We start from the raw sequence: 15,757 nt of genomic DNA, 5'->3' as shown, positions 1-15,757 counted from the left end.
CGAGCCCGGCCTCACGGGGTGTCGCGGCTCAGAGTGGTTCGTACTGTCGGCTCTGTCTGAGGGCGCGAATCCTCGAACTGCCGAGCCACTGACGCAGCGCCGGACTGAGCCGCTGAATCAGAACTGGTCCGAACCGCCGACACTGGCGCCGGACCGTCGCGCCAGCACTCCAGACAGCCGGACGGGGGCGGCCCCCCGGAAAAAGACCGCCCCCGTCCTGTCTGATCCGGCTGTCGCGCAAGGGGGTGAGCGCCACAGTCGGGGTCTGAAGCCCGGACCCTCGCGACGCCCGCGCCGCTGGGCGGGTCGGACGGCGCGGGGGCCGGGACAGTGGTGGGTCCCGCGGGATGCGGGACGAGGTGGTCCAGCCGTGGCGGACCTGGCCGGCCCACCTGGTGGCGGGACCTGGCCCGCCGACCGAGCGGCCCGGTGGGGCCGTCGGCCGACGGTGGTGTCAGGCGGTCGCCGGCTCGGCGACGCCCGTGACGAGCTCCATCTCCGGCAGCGCGGTCTGCATGGTGAGCATGCCGCCGTCGAAGTTCGCGGAGTCGAAGCCCTCCTGGTCGAGGATGCGGTGCGCGAGGTACGACCGGAAGCCGGAGGCGCAGTGCACGCGCACGGGGCGGCCGTCGGCGAGCTCGCGGATGCGGTCCAGGTTCTCGCGGATCTCGTCGTGCGGGATGTGCACGGCCTCGGGCAGGTGCCCGCGGGTGAACTCGCCTGCCGAGCGCACGTCGAGGATGAGCGCGTTCTCGCGTGCCCACTCGACGTCGGACGCGTGCCACAGCTTGAGCGTGCCCATGAGCGTGTTCTGCATCATGAAGCCCAGCATGTTGACGGGGTCCTTGGCGGAGCCGAACGGCGGTGCGTAGGCGAGCTCGAGCTCGGCCAGGTCGTCGGCGCCGAAGCCGGCGCGCAGCGAGGTGGCGAGCACGTCGATGCGCTTGTCCACACCCGAGCGGCCGACACCCTGGGCGCCCAGGAGGGTGCCGTCGGGGGCGAAGGTCGCCATGAGGTGCACCTGGTCCGCGCCGGGGTAGTAGCCAGCGTGGTTGAGGTGGTGGGTGTGGTGGACGACGTGCTCGATGCCTGCCTGGTCGAGCATGCGCGGCGAGGCGCCGGTGATCGCGGCGGTGAGGTTGAACACCTTGACGATCGCGGTACCGAGCACGGGCTTGGCGGGCTTGGCGACGCCCATGATGGACTCGGCGGCGCGTCGGCCCTGGCGGTTGGCGGGGCCGGCGAGCGGGACGGGCCCGACGACGCCGGTGATCTGGTTCTTGACGGCGATGGCGTCGCCGACGGCCCAGATGCTCGGGTCGGCGGTGCGCTGGTGCTCGTCGACGATGATCGCGCCACGCTCGTCGACCTCGAGGCCGGCGTCGGACGCGAGCGACGAGTTGGGGCGGACGCCCACGGAGACGACGACGATGTCGACGTCTGCGGCGGCGCCGTTGGACAGGGTGACGGTGACGCCGTTGCCGGACGCGGCGGGCTCGACGGCGGAGGCCGCGAGGCCGGTGACGACGTCGACGCCGTTGGCGCGCAGCTCGAGCTCGACGAGGCGCGCCATCTCGGGCGCCAGCGGGGGCAGGACCTGGGGGGCCATCTCGATGAGGGCCACGTCGAGGCCGCGCTCGCGGAGGGCCTCGGCGGTCTCGAGGCCGATGAAGCCGGCGCCGAGCACGGCGGCGGTCTTGGCCTCGCCGACGCGGGCAGCGAGGGCGGTGGCGTCGTCCACGGTGCGCAGGTGGGTGACCTGGGGGAGGTCCATGCCGGGGATGGGCGGCGTGAACGCGGTGGCGCCGGGGGAGAGGATGAGCGCGTCGTAGGAGACGACGTCGCTGCCCTCGGGGCCGACGACGGTGACGGTCTTGGCGGTGCGATCGATCGAGGTGACCTCGGTGTTGACTCGCACGTCGAGGCCCAGGGATGCGCCGAGGGTCTTGGGGGTGTGCAGGAGCAGGGAGTCGCGGGACTCGATGTCTCCGCCGACGTGGTACGGCAGGCCGCAGTTGGCGAACGAGACGTCCGGGCCCTTCTCGAAGACGATGATCTCGGCGGACTCGTTGAGGCGGCGGGCGCGTGCGGCGGCACTCATGCCTCCGGCGACACCTCCGACGACGACGATGCGCATGGGTACTCCTTCCAGGGGTTGATGGCACCACCGTACCAGATACCCCCGGGGGTATGCGAGACCTAGGTCCCGCGGGCACCTCACCGCACGATCGGCGCGCTTCAGATCAGCGTACGAGCAGGCGCGACGCCGCGTGGGGTGGGTGAGCCGTCAACCTGTCCGGAACGGGTCCGGCAGGCCGACGGCGAGGCGCCGCGAGGAGATCGCGGCGCGAAAGGATCCCGACCGAGGTCAGGACAGGGCCATGAACATCTTCTCGAGGCGGACCTTCGCCTCGGACGCGCTCTCGCCCTCGCGCACGCACTGCTCCAGGCCGGACGCGATCATGGTGAAGCCCGCGCGGTCGATCGCCTTCGAGACGGCGGCGAGCTGCGTGACGATGTCGCCGCACTCGCGCCCCTCCTCCACCATGCGGAGGACTCCGGCGAGCTGTCCGTGCGCACGGCGCAGGCGCTTCACGACCGGCTCGAGGTCGGCTTCGGTGAGGTGAACCTCGGACATGGGGGCCTCCATAGCACTAGATGACAAGACAGGATACCCCTCCCCGTACCCCTTGGCCCAGGCCGTGTGAGGAAGTCGTGCCAACATAAAGCCATGACCGACGCTGTCGACACCGCCGCCGCCTCGGGCGCCGGCCCGATGCACCCCGAGCTCCTGCCTCAGGAGCGTCCTCTCGCTCAGTCCTGGCTCGCCGACGCCGTGCGCCGCACGCTCAGCGAGGACCTGGGAGGCTTCCCCGGCCGCGACGTCACCACGCAGGCCACCATCCCGTCGGACGCGCGCGTGTCCGCTGCTGTGGTGATGAGGGAGTCCGGCGTCGTCGCCGGGCTCGACGTGGTGCCCGAGGTGCTCGGCCAGGTGGCCATCCGGCTCGGCCTTCCCCGCCCGACGGTCGAGCTGGCAGTCTCCGACGGCGACCAGGTCGACGCAGGCACGACCCTCGCGACGATCGAGGGCGTCGGCCACGTGGTCCTCATCGCCGAGCGCACGATGCTCAACCTGCTGTCACGGGCGTCGGGCATCGCGACCCACACCCGGCGCTGGGCCACGGCGCTCCAGGGCACCGGCGCGCAGGTGCTCGACACCCGCAAGACCACGCCCATGCTCCGCGAGCTCGAGAAGTACGCCGTGCGCTGCGGCGGCGGCGTCAACAAGCGCATCGGCCTCTACGACTGCGCGATGGTGAAGGACAACCACATCGCCGCTGCAGGCTCGGTGACCGCAGCGATCCAGGCGATCGCCGAGGCGTTCCCCGACGTACCCGTCCAGGTGGAGGTCGAGTCGCCGGCGCAGGCGCACGAGGCGATCAAGGCCGGCGCCCGCTTCCTCATGCTCGACAACATGGCGCCCGACGCGATGGCCGAGCTCGTCGCAGAGATCCGCGCCAAGGAGAAGAAGACGGGCCGCGTCCTGCTCGAGGCCACGGGCGGGCTCACGCTCGACAACGCGGCCGACGTGGCCGTCACCGGCGTCGACTACCTCTCCGTCGGCGCCCTCACCCACAGCTCACCGATCGTGGACATCGCGCTCGACCTGAAGTAGCCGAGCGGCCGGGCCGGCCCGCACTCGGGGAACACGCCTGCGCGAGACCCGGGAGCCCGTCGTCCCTCTGGCCGGACCTCACCGCGCGCGCCCGCCCGCTCGATGTGACACTGGGCGGATGTCCGACCACCGCGACTCCGTCATCGCTCGATGGCTGCGCGCAGGCGACCAGGGCGACCTCGATGCCTTCGATGCGCTGCTGCATGAGGACGTCATGGTCCACGCCCCCGGTGGTCTGTCCACGTCGGCACGCGCGCAGGAGAAGGACGTGTGGCGCGCGGCGCTCGCGGCGATGCCCGACCTGCACCACGAGGTGCAGGAGGTCGTGGCGGAGGAGGGCGTCGAGATGGCGCGCGTGATCGTCACCGGCACGATGGTCGGCACCTTCGGAGGGGTCGACGGCACCGGCAGGTCGTTCCGCATGGACCAGGCCGTCGTCGTCCACCTGCGCGACGGCATGGTCCAGGAGGCCTGGGAGATCGCAGATCTGACGGCGCTCAAGGAGCAGATCTGACGGCGCTCAAGGACCAGGTGGGTGATGCGTGACGGGGCTCTGAACCCAGTGAGAGGCCGCTGAGCGGCCCGGTTCGTGGGCCACGGAGCGCCGCCGGTACCCTAGAGGGCGTGAACGACCAGCCTGCTCTCCCTGACGACGACGACCTTCCCGACCAGATGCGGGTCCGGCGCGCCAAGCGCGACCGCCTCATCGCTGACGGCGGCGAGGCCTACCCGGTCACCGTGGACCGCACTCACGAGATCGCCGACGTCAAGGCCGCCTATGACGGGCTGGCCGACGGCGAGGAGACGGAGGACATCGTCGGCGTCGCCGGCCGTGTGGTCTTCGTCCGCAACACGGGCAAGCTGTGCTTCGCGTCGATCCAGGATGGCGCCGGCGAGCGCCTGCAGATCATGCTGAGCCTCGCTGAGGTCGGCGAGGACTCGCTCGCCGCCTTCAAGTCCGACGTGGACCTGGGCGATCACCTGTTCGCCAAGGGGCGTGCCATCAAGTCGCGTCGTGGCGAGGTGTCGGTGTTCGCCTCGGAGTGGGCGATCGCGTCGAAGGCGCTGCGCCCCCTGCCCGTCCTGCACAAGGACCTGGCCGAGGACACCCGCGTCCGCCAGCGCTACGTGGACCTGATCGCGCGCCCGCTCGCGCGCGACACCGTGCGCAACCGCGCCACCCTGAACCGCAGCCTGCGCGAGTCCCTGCACTCTCGCGGCTACATCGAGGTCGAGACCCCGATGCTGCAGACGCAGCCGGGCGGCGCCGCTGCGCGCCCGTTCGTCACGCACATGAACGCGTACGACATCGACCTGTACATGCGCATCGCGCCGGAGCTGTTCCTCAAGCGTGCGGCCGTGGGCGGCGTGGAGAAGGTCTTCGAGATCAACCGCAACTTCCGCAACGAGGGCGCGGACTCGTCGCACTCGCCCGAGTTCTCGATGCTCGAGGCGTACGAGGCGTACGGCAACTACGACACGATGGCCACGCTGACGCGCGAGCTCGTGCAGGGAGCCGCCGACGACATCTTCGGCACGCAGGTCGTGACGCTCACCGACGGCGAGGAGTACGACCTCTCCGGCGAGTGGACCACGCTCGACATGTACGGCTCCCTCTCGGAGGCGATCGACGAGGAGATCACCGCCGACACAACGGTGGCGCACCTCGAGATGCTGTGCGACCGCTTCGAGATCTCCGTGGACCCCAAGCGGGTCAACCACGGAAAGCTCGTCGAGGAGCTGTGGGAGCACCACGTCGGCTCCACCCTGCACGCGCCTACGTTCGTGCGCGACTTCCCGGTCGAGACGAGCCCGCTGACCCGCGACCACCGGTCCAAGAAGGGGATCGTGGAGAAGTGGGACCTGTACGTGCGCGGCTTCGAGCTGGCGACGGCGTACTCGGAGCTCGTTGACCCCGTGATCCAGCGCGAGCGGTTCGAGCAGCAGGCGCGCATGGCGGCGCAGGGCGACGACGAGGCGATGCGCGTGGACGAGGACTTCCTGACCGCGATGGAGTACGCGATGCCCCCGTCGGGCGGTATGGGCATGGGAATCGATCGACTCCTGATGGCGCTCACCGGCCTGGGAATTCGCGAGACCATCACTTTCCCGCTCGTGAAGCCGCACGAGGCGTGACATGAGCGGCATCGACGCCATGCTGATCAGCATCATTCCGAGCATCGGGGTGGGGCTGCTCTTCTGGTATGTGATGCGTGCTGTCATCCGTGCGGACAGGAATGAGCGCGCGGCGATCGCCGCTCAGGAGGCGGAGTGGGATGCGCAGCAGGAGGCCGCGGCGGGATCGGGGCACGCTTCCAGCGAGGACGCGCCGGAACCGGATTCGGGTGTGAACGGCGGGGCCGAAGGCTCGGGCCGCGAGACGAGCAGTTCGCAGGGATAACTCTCGACTTTTCCGTCGAGTGTGGGGGAAATATGGCCCCGGGGGTATTTCAATCCTCTCGGAATCGGAATTAATCCTCCGATTTCCACAGGTTATCGGCTCAATTCGCGCGTTTTCGTGGGTGTATGTCTATGCTGGGCGTGCGAGGGGACCGAACGCGACGATTTCCCTGAGGGAACAGGAATTCGCCGCAGAATCTGGGAAAGGATCCAGGATGGCTCAGAAGGTCCAGGTAGTGCTCATCGACGACCTCGACGGAGGCGCCGCCACCGAGACCGTGTCGTTCGCGCTGGACGGCACCAAGTACGAGATCGACCTCAACGCGGACAACGCCGCAGCGCTTCGCACCGACCTCGAGAAGTGGACCTCCAAGTCCCGCAAGGTCTCCGCCGGACGTGGCCGCCGCGCCGCTGGCTCCAGCCGCAAGTCCCGCACCGACGCGCACGCGGTGCGCGAGTGGGCCCGTGCGCAGGGCATGGAGGTCTCCGAGCGCGGACGCGTCTCGCAGGAGCTCCGTGACGCCTACGACGCGGCGCACTGATGGCCCGACTCTGGTGGGGTACCTACCCCGCTGAGGGCCTCGGCACGCCCGTAGGCCTCGGCGAGGGCCTATGGAGGCAGGACGACGGAACGGCTGCGCAGGTGCTCGAGCTGCCCGCGCCGTCGTTCGTCCTCGCCCACCCCTCGGAGCCGCTCCTGTACGCGCTGTCGGAGGCGCCCGCCTCCGTGGTGCACACGATCGACGTGTCCGACCCGGACGACCCCCGCGTCGTCGCGTCGATCCCCACCGGGGGGACCGACGGCTGTCACCTGCTGCTCTCCCGTGAGGCCGACGCTCTCTACGTGAGCCACTACGGCAGCGGGGACCTGGTGGTGCTCGCGCTCCTGCCCGACGGCATGCCCGGCTACGACGAGCAGCTTCAGCGGCACGAGCACCACGGCCACGGACCCCGCACGGACCGCCAGGAGGCGCCGCACGCGCACTCGGCCTCGTTCGCGCCGGGAGGCAAGCACGTGCTCGTCGCTGACCTCGGCACCGACGAGCTGCGTCGCTACCGCGTGGACCCTGGCGGGATCCTCGAGCCGGACGGCATCGCCGCCACCTTGCCCGGGGGGTCCGGACCGCGCCACATGGCGGTCCGCGGCGACCTTCTCTATGTGACGTGCGAGCTCGACTCCATGCTTCGCACCTTCCGCTGGGACGCGGAGACGGCCGAGGCGATCCTCATCGAGGAGCAGGCGATCACCGCAGTCGCACCCCGCTCCGAGGACACGAGGGACGCCTCGCATGTGGCGCTCGTGGACGACGTCCTGCTCGTGGGCGTCCGCGGCCCCGATGTCATCGCCGTGTTCGACCTGAGCCCAGAGGGGTGGCCCCGCTACAGGGCGAGCCTCGACTCAGGGCACTGGCCGCGCTACTTCGCGGTGATCGACGGACGCCTCCACATCGCGTGCGAGCGCGGTCACCAGGCACGCTCGTACGCATGGTCCGACGTGCTCGCCCTCGCGCCGGAGCAGGAGATCGGCGCGATCGCCGAGCTGCCGTTCCAGGAGATCGCGATCACCAGCCCGGCCTGCGTCGCCCAGCGGTGACCGGGCGCGGTCCGGAGGGCCGACGCCCCTGCCGGCCGGGGGAGTGGCGCGTCGTCCCGCTCAGGCCGTCGTGCTGCGTCGTCCCCGCTCGGGCATTCCGTCCCGGTCGCGCCCACCCGGCACGCCGCTAGGCTGAGTCCATGACCTACACACTGATCCTGCTCCGCCACGGCGAGAGCGAGTGGAACGAGAAGAACCTGTTCACCGGCTGGGTCGACGTCCCCCTGAACGAGAAGGGCTGGGGCGAGGCCAAGCGCGGCGGCGAGCTGCTCAAGGAGGAGGGCATCCTGCCCGACGTGGTCCACACGTCGCTCCTGCGTCGCGCCATCATGACCGCGAACCTCGCGCTCGACTCCGCCGACCGTCACTGGATCCCCGTGAAGCGCAACTGGCGCCTCAACGAGCGCCACTACGGCGACCTCCAGGGCAAGAACAAGGCCGAGACCCTCGAGCAGTTCGGCGAGGAGAAGTTCATGATCTGGCGTCGCTCGTACGACGTGCCGCCGCCCGTCATCTCGGACGACAACCAGTACACGCAGGAGGGCGACCCCCGCTACGCCGGTGAGCCCGTCCCGAAGACCGAGTGCCTCAAGGACGTCCTCGAGCGCGCCCTGCCCTACTGGGAGTCGGACGTGGTCCCGGACCTCAAGGCCGGCAAGACCGTCCTCGTCGCGGCCCACGGCAACTCGCTCCGCGCGATCGTCAAGCACCTTGACGGCATCGCGGATGACGAGATCGTCGGCGTGAACATCCCCACCGGCATCCCGCTCGTCTACCACCTGGACGAGGAGACGCTGAAGCCCACCAACCCGCGCGGCACCTACCTCGACGCCGACGCGGCCGCCGCGGCGATTCAGGCTGTCGCGAACCAGGGTAAGAAGTAACCTAGAAGCAAGCGTTCGGTCAGCCTCTCATCGTCTGGCCAGACAGCGAAGGGCCCCCACCGCACGGTGGGGGCCCTTCGTCGTGTCAGGCGGCGCGAGCCGAGGCGGGCCGCGCGTGACCGAGCCCGCAGCCCCGCGGGAGAGAGATGCGGGCCGCAGGCTCGGACGTCAGATGCGGGCCTGCTCGCCCGTGTGGTCGCCCGTGACCAGGTAGACGATCCGGCGCGAGATGCCGACGGCGTGGTCGCCGAAGCGCTCGTAGAAGCGCGCCATCAGGGCGATGTCGAGCACCTCCTGATTGGAGCCCTCGAACTGGGGGTCGAGCAGCGACTGGTACGCCTCGGCGTGCAGCCGGTCCAGGTTGTCGTCATCGGAGACGATCTCAGCCGCGGCGTTGAGGTCGCGCGTCTCCATGAGGCTGCGCACCGCGGTGGCCGTCTCCGCGGCCGCCGCGGCGAAGCGCTCGAAGATCTCGTGCTGAGCCGCCGGGATCGCGGACTCCGGGTAGGCGCGTCGGGCAGCCTCGGCGATGTGCTGCGCGAGGTCGCCCATGCGTTCCAGGGCGGCCGAGATGCGCAGCGCCGAGATGATGGTGCGCAGGTCGAGACCGACAGGCTGCTGCTGTGCGATCAGCAGCACGCAGCGCTCGTCGACGGTCTCCTCGATGTCGTCGAGCTTCGCGTCGTCAGCGATGACGGACTGCGCGAGCTCCACGTTGGCGGTGAGCAGCGCCTCGTTCGCACGGTTGATGGCCGTCTCGACGTGGCGGCCCATGGCGATGAGGTCGTCCGCGAGCTCGGACATCTCAGCGGTGAACAGCGTTCGCATGGTTCTCCTTGTGGGACAGGTGACGCCCACAAGTCTCCCATCACTTCCAGGGCCGACGCATGCCCAGCGGTGAACAAATGGTGTCTCTCGTGAACATTGGGTGAACTCGATGCCGCGTGGGTACGGTGTCCGCATGGATGGCGTGGATGTCATGTGGATCGTGTTGGCATTCGCCGCCGGCACCGGGTTCGGTGCGCTGCTGCTGCGTCGTCGGCACAAGCAGGAGGTCATCGCCCGCACTCTCGTGCCGCACCGCACCCGCGAGGTGCTGTCTGCGATGCAGTCGGGAGCCGTGATCGTGCGCCGCGACCGTCGCGCCGCCTTCGCCAACGCGGCCGCCGCCGCTCTGGCCGTCGCACGCCTGGACGGGAAGCTCCAGCCCGAGGTCGCCGACCTGGCCGAGGAGGCCTGGGAACGTGGCGAGCCCGTGGAGCGCGAGGTCGAGATCCGCCGCGGCGTGCTCGGCGCGATCACCCACGTGCACGTGCGCGTCACCCCGCTCGGCGACGAGCTCGCGCTCGCGGTCGCGAACGACAACACCGAGATGCGCGCCGCTGAGCAGACCCGCCGCGAGTTCGCCACCAACGTGTCGCACGAGCTGAAGACGCCCGTCGGCGCGCTCTCCCTGCTCGCTGAGACGATCGAGGAGGGCGCCGACGACCCCGACATGGTGCGCGAGTTCGCGCGCAAGATTCGCAAGGAGTCGCGCCGGCTCACCAAGCTCATCCAGGAGATCATCGAGATCTCGCGCCTCCAGGGCGAGGAGTCCGTGCGGGACCACAAGCCCGTCGACCTGCTCGCGGTCGTCCAGGAGTCGATCGACGGCGCGGCCCTCACCGCCGACCAGCGACGGATCGAGGTGAGCAGCGCCGTGACCGCCGACCCCGTCGTCATGGGGGACCACGACCTGCTCGTCATGGCGGTCCGCAACCTCGTGGACAACGCGATCGCGTACTCCGAGGAGGGCGGCAAGGTGACCGTGTCCCTCGCGGAGGAGGACGGAGTGGCCTCGGTCGCCGTCATCGACCGCGGCATCGGCATCGATCTGAAGGACCAGGAGCGGATCTTCGAACGCTTCTACCGCACGGACCCCGCACGCTCCCGCTCCACGGGCGGCACCGGGCTGGGACTGAGCATCGTCAAGCACATCGCCCTGCGCCACGCAGGGACGGTCGAGGTGTGGTCGCAGCCGAGCGTCGGCTCGACCTTCACGCTGCGTCTCCAGACGCAGGAGGAGGGAACGGTCGAATGAGCGAGGCGCACATCCTCGTCGTCGAGGACGAGGAGTCCTACAGGGACTCCCTGAAGTATCTGTTGGGACGCGAGGGATTCAGCGTCTCCACCGCCGAGACGGGCACCCGCGGCGTCGAGCTCTTCGAGCGCGACGGGGCCGACCTGGTCCTGCTCGACCTCATGCTCCCCGGCATGAGCGGCACCGACGTCTTCCGCACCATCAGAGAACGCTCCGAGGTGCCCATCATCATGGTCACCGCCAAGGACGACCAGGTGGACAAGATCATCGGCCTCGAGCTCGGCGCCGACGACTACGTCACCAAGCCCTACAGCGGCCGCGAGCTCGTGGCCCGCGTCCGCTCCGTGCTGCGTCGCGCCGCCGCAGGCTACGACTCGCTCGCCGACGAGCCGACGCGCGTCAGCGTCGCAGGCATGACGATCGACCCCGAGCGGCTCACCATGCAGCGCGACGGCGAGACCACGTCGCTGCCCCCCAAGGAGTTCGGCCTTCTTCTCCTGCTCGCCCAGAACGCGGGACGCGTCCTGCCCCGCCAGGTCATCATCGACCGCGTCTGGGGCGCCGACTACTACGGCGACACCAAGACGCTCGACGTGCACATCAAGCGGCTCCGGGCGAGGATCGAGGAGGACCCGCACAACCCCGTGCTGATCCAGACCGTCCGCGGCGTCGGCTACACGCTCGAGCCGCCCGCCTGACCGTCGTTCACCTGACGGCCACCTCGGCGTGATCGCAGCGTGACACCCAGGATCGGGTTCACCTGATGTTCACCTAGAGTTCAGGTTCCCCCCTCCGAGCCGTCACCTTCTCTGCCTAGCGTTCTAGTTGTCCGGCAGGGAGCCGGGTCATCCGCATGTGAGGAATTCGAACGTGAAGATTGCCAAGCGCACCGGTGCCGTCGCTACGGCTGCTGTGCTGTCTCTCGCCCTGGCCGCCTGCTCGGCGTCCAACGAGGGCTCCGACGAGTCGTCGGCCCCCGCGTCGTCCGACGACACCACCACCACCGTCGAGCTCTCCGGCTCGCTGAACGGCGCGGGCGCGTCGTCCCAGGAGTCGGCCATGGAGGCCTGGCGTGCCGGCTTCCAGAGCCTCAACGCCGACGTCACCGTCAACTACGACCCCGTCGGCTCCGGCGGCGGTCGCACCCAGTTCCTCGACGGCGCCACCTCCTTCGCGGGCTCCGACTCGCTGATGGACTCCGAGGAGTACGAGCTCGCCGTCGGTCGCTGCGACGGTGAGTCGGGCGCGATCCACCTGCCCATGTACATCTCCCCGATCGCCGTCATCTTCAACCTTCCCGGCGTCGACTCGCTGAACATGGACGCGGACACCATCGCGGACATCTTCAACGGCGAGATCACCTCGTGGGACGACGAGGCCATCGCCTCGCAGAACGAGGGCGTCGAGCTCCCGTCGTCGACCATCACGATCGTGCACCGCGCCGACGAGTCGGGCACCACCGAGAACTTCACCGACTACCTGTCGAAGGCCTCGACCACCTGGGGCCACGAGGCCTCGGGCGACTGGGCCGGCGCCGCCGGTGAGTCCGGCCAGGGCACCTCGGCTCTCGTCCAGATCGTCCAGGACACCGAGGGCACCATCGGCTACGCCGACGCGTCGCGCGCCGGTGACCTGGGCACCGTCGCCGTCAAGGTCGGCGAGGAGTACGTGCCGTTCTCGCCGGAGGCCGCTGCCGCGGTCGTCGACGCCTCGCCCGCCGCTGAGGGCACCAACGGTGCGAACGACCTCGCGATCGAGCTCGACCGCACCACGACCGCCGCGGGCGCCTACCCGCTGGTCCTGGTCTCGTACCACATCCTGTGCCAGCAGTACGACGACGAGGCCGAGCGCACGCTCGTGACCGAGTTCCTCAAGTACGTGGCCTCCGCCGACGGCCAGGGCCAGGCCGCCTCCGCCGCCGGCTCCTCGCCGATCTCCGCGACGCTCTCCGAGCGCATCACGGGCATCCTCGACGAGATCGCGGCTGCGTAACAACGGATAGGCAGGGTGGTGGGTTCATCTGAGAGGATGAACCCACCACCCTCCTGCTGTCACTCACGACGGAGCACTACGTGACCACCACCCAGGACCGCCAGTCCGCAGGCGTCGAGATCACGCCTCTCACGGCGCCCGCGCAGCGTACGGCGAACACCGCCTTCCGAGGCCTGTCGATCACGGCGGCCAGCCTGATCCTCGTCACCCTCGCGGCAGTGGCCACCTTCCTCCTCGTGGAGGCCTGGCCCGCCATCACCGACGCGTCCGGCGAGCTCGCCGACAAGGTCTCATGGATCAGGCCCGACGAGGGTCAGAGCCTCATCGAGATCGCTGGCTACCTCATCTTCGGCACGGTGCTCATCTCCGCGATCGCGCTGCTGATCGCCACCCCGCTGTCGATCGGCATCGCGCTCTTCATCTCGCACTACGCGCCCCGCAAGCTGGCCTCCGGCCTCGGCTACCTGATCGACCTGCTCGCCGCGATCCCCTCCGTCGTCTACGGCCTCTGGGGCGCGATCGTGCTCATCCCCGTGCTGCAGCCCTTCTACCAGTGGCTCGCCGACTACCTGGGATGGATCCCGCTCTTCGCCCCCGCGGACGACGGGACGGTGTCCAACACGGGCCGCGTCGCCCTCTCCGCCGGCATCGTCCTCGCGATCATGGTGATCCCCATCATCACGGCCGTCACCCGCGAGGTTTTCCTGCAGACCCCCAAGCTCCACGAGGAGGCGGCGCTCGCCATGGGTGCCACCCGCTGGGAGATGGTCCGCATGGCCGTGTTCCCCTTCGGACGCTCGGGCATCATCGGCGCCACCATGCTCGGCCTGGGCCGCGCGCTCGGAGAGACCATGGCCGTGTACATGATCCTCTCCGTCGGCCTCACCTACTCGTTCCAGATCCTCAACGCCGCGAACCACAACACCATCGCGTCGTACATCGCGGGCCAGTTCCCTGAGGCCAACTCGCAGGGCGTGAGCGCGCTGATCGCGCTCGGCCTCGCGCTGTTCGTCATCACGCTGCTGGTCAACATGCTGGCGCGCTGGATCGTGTCGCGCCGCTCCGAGTTCTCGGGAGCCAACTGATGACCTCCACCACCCTTGACACCGCGGGGCTCGGCAAGCTGCCGCTGCGGCGCCGCCTGACGAACGGCTGGATGAGCTTCGTCGTCTACTTCGCCTTCGCGCTCGCCGTCATCCCGCTCGTGTGGCTGTCGGTCACCGTGGTCGAGCGCGGCGTGGACCGGTTCATGGTCGACTCGAACGGCGACGCCAACTTCAACCTCGACTTCCTGCAGCAGTCGATGCGCGGAGTGTTCGGAGGCATGCCGGAGGGCGGCATCCTGCACGCCATCTGGGGCACGCTGCTCATCACGATCGCCGCGACCGTCATCTCCGTGCCGATCGGCCTGCTCACCGCGATCTACATCGTCGAGTACGGCAACGGCTGGCTCAAGAAGGCAGTCACGTTCTTCGTGGACGTCATGACGGGCATCCCGTCGATCGTCGCCGGTCTGTTCGCGTACGCGCTCTTCGCGATCGTCGTCGGGCCAGGCACCAAGACAGGATTCGTCGGCGCCGTCGCGTTGTCGGTGCTCATGATCCCCGTCGTCGTCCGCTCGTCGGAGGAGATGCTGCGGCTCGTGCCCAACGAGCTCCGCGAGGCCTCCTACGCGCTCGGCGTGCCCAAGTGGCTGACGATCCTCAAGGTGGTCGTCCGCACCGCCATCGCGGGAATCGCGACCGGTGTGACGCTCGCGATCGCCCGCGTCATCGGCGAGACGGCCCCGCTGCTCGTCGCCGTCGGCGTCGCCGACTCGATGAACCTCAACCTGTTCGACGGACGAATGATGGCGCTGCCCGTGTACATCGTGTCCGAATGGCGCAAGGGCGTGCAGCCGTGCAACGACCCGTCCGTGGCGTGCGTCGGTGAGATCACCGAGTACCGCGCCTGGGCGGCGGCGCTCGTGCTCATCCTCATCGTCATGGCGCTCAACCTCATCGCGCGCCTCATCTCCCGCTACTTCAGCCCCAAGACCGGACGGTAAGGACCCCTCTTCATGTCCAAGCGCATCGACGTCAACAACCTCAACGTCTACTACGGCGGCTTCCTCGCCGTGGAGGACGTGTCGCTCTCCATCGAGGCGAAGTCCGTGACGGCCTTCATCGGCCCGTCGGGCTGCGGCAAGTCGACCTTCCTCCGCACCCTCAACCGCATGCACGAGGTCATCCCCGGCGCCCGCGTCGAGGGCGAGGTCCTCATGGACGGCGTCAACCTCTACGACCCGCAGGTGGACCCGGTCGCGGTCCGCCGCCACGTCGGCATGGTGTTCCAGCGTCCGAACCCGTTCCCCACGATGTCCATCGAGGAGAACGTGCTCGCGGGCGTGAAGCTCAACAGCAAGCGCATGTCCAAGTCCGACTCTCAGGACCTGGTCGAGTCGTCGCTGCGCGGCGCGAACCTGTGGGAGGAGGTCAAGGACCGCCTCGACAAGCCCGGCTCCTCGCTCTCCGGTGGCCAGCAGCAGCGTCTGTGCATCGCCCGCGCGATCGCGATCAAGCCGGACGTGCTCCTCATGGACGAGCCCTGCTCGGCGCTCGACCCGATCTCCACGCTCGCGATCGAGGACCTCATCCAGGAGCTCAAGTCCGAGTACACGATCGTGATCGTGACCCACAACATGCAGCAGGCCGCGCGCGTGTCCGAGAAGACGGCGTTCTTCAACATCGCGGGCACCGGCAAGCCGGGCAAGCTGATCGAGATGGACGACACCACGACCATCTTCTCGGCGCCGGCCGAGAAGGCCACCGAGGACTACATCTCGGGCCGCTTCGGTTGATCCGCTGAACGTGAGCGACGGCCCCTGGGGGAGACCCCAGGGGCCTTCGTCGTCCCGGACCTCTCGCGGCTCAGCTCGCCGACAGTGCGAACCAATCCGGGGCGCGACACGCCAGCGTGTCGCGCACCTGAGCGGCGTGGCGTCGGGGTGTCGAGCGTGAGGTTGGTTCGGACTGTCGCCGTGCGCCGTGCGCCGTGCGCCTCGCGCCGTTGAGCCGCGAGCCGCGAGCCGCGAGCCGCGGCGCGCACGGCCCCGGACGGCCCCGGACGCGCAGAAGCCCCGGGCGGCC

16 protein-coding genes are annotated in these 15,757 nt (G+C 69.4%); 13 read left to right on the top strand and 3 right to left on the bottom strand.

Features of this window, described 5'->3' with window-relative positions; translation table 11 throughout:
• Positions 1 to 454 precede the first annotated feature (454 nt).
• Positions 455 to 2,137, bottom strand: coding sequence for an FAD-dependent oxidoreductase (locus QQX04_RS03135; RefSeq protein WP_301126205.1), 1,683 nt, complete (start codon positions 2,135 to 2,137; stop codon positions 455 to 457).
• Positions 2,138 to 2,368: 231 nt separating this feature from the next.
• Positions 2,369 to 2,638: a metal-sensitive transcriptional regulator gene (locus QQX04_RS03130; RefSeq protein WP_301126203.1), complete on the bottom strand. Its 270-nt coding sequence runs from the start codon at positions 2,636 to 2,638 to the stop codon at positions 2,369 to 2,371.
• Between the two features lie 138 nt (positions 2,639 to 2,776).
• On the opposite strand from QQX04_RS03130, the gene nadC reads away from it, so the two are divergent.
• From nadC to QQX04_RS03095, 7 genes are all read left to right on the top strand, one after another.
• The gene (gene nadC / locus QQX04_RS03125; protein WP_436968461.1) at positions 2,777 to 3,679 is read left to right on the top strand and encodes a carboxylating nicotinate-nucleotide diphosphorylase; all 903 of its coding nucleotides are present in this window, start codon (positions 2,777 to 2,779) and stop codon (positions 3,677 to 3,679) included.
• 118 nt (positions 3,680 to 3,797) lie between these two features.
• The gene (locus tag QQX04_RS03120; protein WP_301126199.1) at positions 3,798 to 4,193 is read left to right on the top strand and encodes an ester cyclase; all 396 of its coding nucleotides are present in this window, start codon (positions 3,798 to 3,800) and stop codon (positions 4,191 to 4,193) included.
• A 158-nt stretch (positions 4,194 to 4,351) separates the two neighbouring features.
• On the top strand, positions 4,352 to 5,815 hold the full coding sequence (gene lysS, locus QQX04_RS03115) for a lysine--tRNA ligase (protein ID WP_301126934.1): 1,464 nt from the start codon (positions 4,352 to 4,354) through the stop codon (positions 5,813 to 5,815).
• A gap of 1 nt (position 5,816) precedes the next feature.
• Positions 5,817 to 6,080, top strand: coding sequence for a hypothetical protein (locus QQX04_RS03110; protein WP_301126197.1), 264 nt, complete (start codon positions 5,817 to 5,819; stop codon positions 6,078 to 6,080).
• A gap of 214 nt (positions 6,081 to 6,294) precedes the next feature.
• A complete protein-coding gene (locus QQX04_RS03105) occupies positions 6,295 to 6,621 on the top strand; it encodes a histone-like nucleoid-structuring protein Lsr2 (protein WP_301126195.1) in 327 nt (108 codons plus the stop codon).
• On the top strand, positions 6,621 to 7,673 hold the full coding sequence (locus QQX04_RS03100; RefSeq protein WP_301126194.1) for a lactonase family protein: 1,053 nt from the start codon (positions 6,621 to 6,623) through the stop codon (positions 7,671 to 7,673). Before QQX04_RS03105 ends, QQX04_RS03100 begins: the two co-directional genes overlap by 1 nt.
• 140 nt (positions 7,674 to 7,813) lie before the next feature.
• Positions 7,814 to 8,557, top strand: a complete 744-nt coding sequence (locus QQX04_RS03095) for a phosphoglyceromutase (RefSeq protein WP_301126192.1) — start codon at positions 7,814 to 7,816, stop codon at positions 8,555 to 8,557.
• A 168-nt stretch (positions 8,558 to 8,725) separates the two neighbouring features.
• On the opposite strand, the gene phoU is transcribed toward QQX04_RS03095, so the two are convergent.
• Positions 8,726 to 9,385 (bottom strand): phosphate signaling complex protein PhoU, encoded by a 660-nt coding sequence (phoU, locus tag QQX04_RS03090; RefSeq protein ID WP_301126190.1) that lies wholly within the window; start codon positions 9,383 to 9,385, stop codon positions 8,726 to 8,728.
• Between the two features lie 133 nt (positions 9,386 to 9,518).
• Between phoU and QQX04_RS03085 the strand changes: the two genes are divergently transcribed.
• The 6 genes from QQX04_RS03085 (at position 9,519) to pstB (ending at position 15,468) form a co-directional block, all read left to right on the top strand.
• The gene (locus QQX04_RS03085) at positions 9,519 to 10,637 is read left to right on the top strand and encodes a sensor histidine kinase (protein ID WP_301126188.1); all 1,119 of its coding nucleotides are present in this window, start codon (positions 9,519 to 9,521) and stop codon (positions 10,635 to 10,637) included.
• Positions 10,634 to 11,335 carry a response regulator gene (locus QQX04_RS03080; protein ID WP_301126186.1) on the top strand — a complete coding sequence of 234 codons (702 nt, stop codon included), beginning with the start codon at positions 10,634 to 10,636 and terminating at the stop codon, positions 11,333 to 11,335. Before QQX04_RS03085 ends, QQX04_RS03080 begins: the two co-directional genes overlap by 4 nt.
• Before the next feature lie 172 nt (positions 11,336 to 11,507).
• Positions 11,508 to 12,629 carry a phosphate ABC transporter substrate-binding protein PstS gene (pstS, locus tag QQX04_RS03075; RefSeq protein ID WP_301126185.1) on the top strand — a complete coding sequence of 374 codons (1,122 nt, stop codon included), beginning with the start codon at positions 11,508 to 11,510 and terminating at the stop codon, positions 12,627 to 12,629.
• 80 nt (positions 12,630 to 12,709) lie between these two features.
• Positions 12,710 to 13,714, top strand: a complete 1,005-nt coding sequence (pstC, locus tag QQX04_RS03070; protein ID WP_436968454.1) for a phosphate ABC transporter permease subunit PstC — start codon at positions 12,710 to 12,712, stop codon at positions 13,712 to 13,714.
• Positions 13,714 to 14,676 carry a phosphate ABC transporter permease PstA gene (pstA, locus tag QQX04_RS03065; RefSeq protein WP_301126183.1) on the top strand — a complete coding sequence of 321 codons (963 nt, stop codon included), beginning with the start codon at positions 13,714 to 13,716 and terminating at the stop codon, positions 14,674 to 14,676. The genes pstC and pstA overlap by 1 nt, the downstream gene beginning before the upstream one ends.
• 12 nt (positions 14,677 to 14,688) lie before the next feature.
• Positions 14,689 to 15,468 carry a phosphate ABC transporter ATP-binding protein PstB gene (gene pstB, locus QQX04_RS03060; protein ID WP_301126182.1) on the top strand — a complete coding sequence of 260 codons (780 nt, stop codon included), beginning with the start codon at positions 14,689 to 14,691 and terminating at the stop codon, positions 15,466 to 15,468.
• Positions 15,469 to 15,757: the final 289 nt, after the last annotated feature.

Source organism: Demequina zhanjiangensis (assembly GCF_030418315.1).
Classification (GTDB): Bacteria; Actinomycetota; Actinomycetes; order Actinomycetales; family Demequinaceae; genus Demequina; species Demequina zhanjiangensis.
This window is presented reverse-complemented; position numbering and strand designations above follow the sequence as displayed.